The 1,977-nt window shown below is 74.6% G+C and carries 1 protein-coding gene; it reads left to right on the top strand.

Annotated features, from left to right (window positions below; all coding sequences use genetic code 11):
- Nucleotides 1-1,977 (top strand): thioredoxin domain-containing protein (locus tag IE312_RS03615; protein ID WP_189978307.1); only part of this gene is annotated, 1,977 nt, incomplete at both ends.

The raw sequence follows: 1,977 nt of genomic DNA, 5'->3' as shown, positions 1-1,977 counted from the left end.
CTCCTCCAGCACGCGGACAACCCCGTCGACTGGTGGCCGTGGTCCGGCGAGGCCTTCGCCGAGGCCCGCAGGACCGGCAGGCCCGTCCTGCTGAGCGTCGGGTACAGCAGCTGCCACTGGTGCCACGTGATGGCCCACGAGTCCTTCGAGGACCGGGCCACCGCCGACTACCTCAACGAGCACTTCGTCAGCGTCAAGGTCGACCGCGAGGAACGGCCGGACGTGGACGCGGTCTACATGGAGGCCGTCCAGGCCGCCACCGGGCAGGGCGGGTGGCCCATGACCGTGTTCCTCACGCCCGACGCCGAACCCTTCTACTTCGGCACCTACTTCCCGCCCGCCCCCCGGCACGGCATGCCGTCCTTCCGGCAGGTGCTGGAGGGCGTGCAGCAGGCGTGGACCACCCGCCGGGAGGAGGTCGCCGACGTCGCCGGGAAGATCGTCCGCGACCTCGCCCAGCGGGAGATCGTCCGGCAGGCCGCCGAGGCACCGGGCGAGCAGGAACTCGCGCAGGCGCTGCTCGGGCTCACCCGCGAGTACGACCCGCAGCGCGGCGGATTCGGCGGCGCGCCCAAGTTCCCGCCGTCCATGGTGCTGGAGTTCCTGCTGCGGCACCATGCCCGCACCGGCGCCGAGGGCGCCCTGCAGATGGCCCGGGACACCTGCGAGCGGATGGCCCGGGGCGGTATGTACGACCAGCTCGGCGGCGGGTTCGCCCGGTACTCCGTCGACCGCGACTGGACCGTGCCGCACTTCGAGAAGATGCTGTACGACAACGCGCTCCTGTGCCGGGTGTACGCGCACCTGTGGCGGGCCACCGGATCGGACCTCGCCCGGCGGGTAGCGCTGGAGACCGCCGACTTCCTCGTGCGCGAACTGCGCACACCCCAGGGCGGATTCGCCTCCGCCCTCGACGCCGACAGCGACGACGGCACCGGGCGGCACGTGGAAGGGGCGTACTACGTGTGGACGCCCGGGCAGTTCCGCGAGGTCCTCGGCGACGAGGATGCCGGGCTCGCCGCGCAGTACTTCGGCGTGACCGACGAGGGCACCTTCGAACACGGGCAGTCCGTCCTCCAGCTCCCGCAGACGGAAGGCGTGTTCGACGCCGGGAAGGTGGCCTCCGTCCGGCGGCGGCTGTTCGACGCACGCGCGCGGCGCGCCGCGCCCGGCCGGGACGACAAGGTCGTCGCCGCCTGGAACGGCCTCGCCGTCGCCGCGCTCGCCGAGACCGGCGCCTACTTCGACCGGCCCGACCTCACCGAGGCCGCCGTCGGCGCCGCCGACCTCCTCGTCCGCGTCCACCTCGACGAACACGCCCGGCTGGCCCGCACCAGCAAGGACGGCCGGGTCGGCCCCAATCCCGGGGTGCTGGAGGACTACGCCGACGTCGCCGAGGGCTTCCTCGCGCTCGCCTCCGTGACCGGCGAGGGCGTCTGGCTGGACTTCGCCGGACTGCTGCTCGACCAGGTCCTCGCCCGCTTCACCGACCCCGAGACCGGTGCCCTGTACGACACCGCTTCCGACGCCGAGCAGCTCATCCGCCGGCCCCAGGACCCCACCGACAACGCGGCGCCCTCCGGCTGGACCGCCGCGGCCGCCGCGCTGCTGGGCTACGCCGCCCACACCGGCTCCGAGCCGCACCGGACCGCCGCCGAGCGGGCGCTGGGGATCGTGAAGACGCTCGGGCCGCGGGTGCCCCGCTTCATCGGCTGGGGGCTGGCCGCCGCCGAGGCACTGCTCGACGGGCCGCGCGAGGTCGCGGTCGTCGGACCGGCCCCGGACGAGGAGCGGACGGCGGCCCTGCACCGTACGGCACTGCTCGCCACCGCCCCGGGGGCCGTCGTCGCCTGCGGCACCCCCGGCGGCGAGGAGTTCCCGCTGCTCGCCGACCGCGTCCTGGTCGACGGCGCGCCCACCGCGTACGTCTGTCGCGGCTTCGTCTGCGACCTGCCGGTGACGGACCCGGCGGCGCTG

Origin of the sequence: Streptomyces capoamus (assembly GCF_014654935.1) — a bacterium.
Classification (GTDB): Bacteria; Actinomycetota; Actinomycetes; order Streptomycetales; family Streptomycetaceae; genus Streptomyces; species Streptomyces capoamus.
The sequence above is the reverse complement of the archived record's forward strand: the minus strand, read 5'-3'. Positions and strand labels throughout refer to the sequence as shown.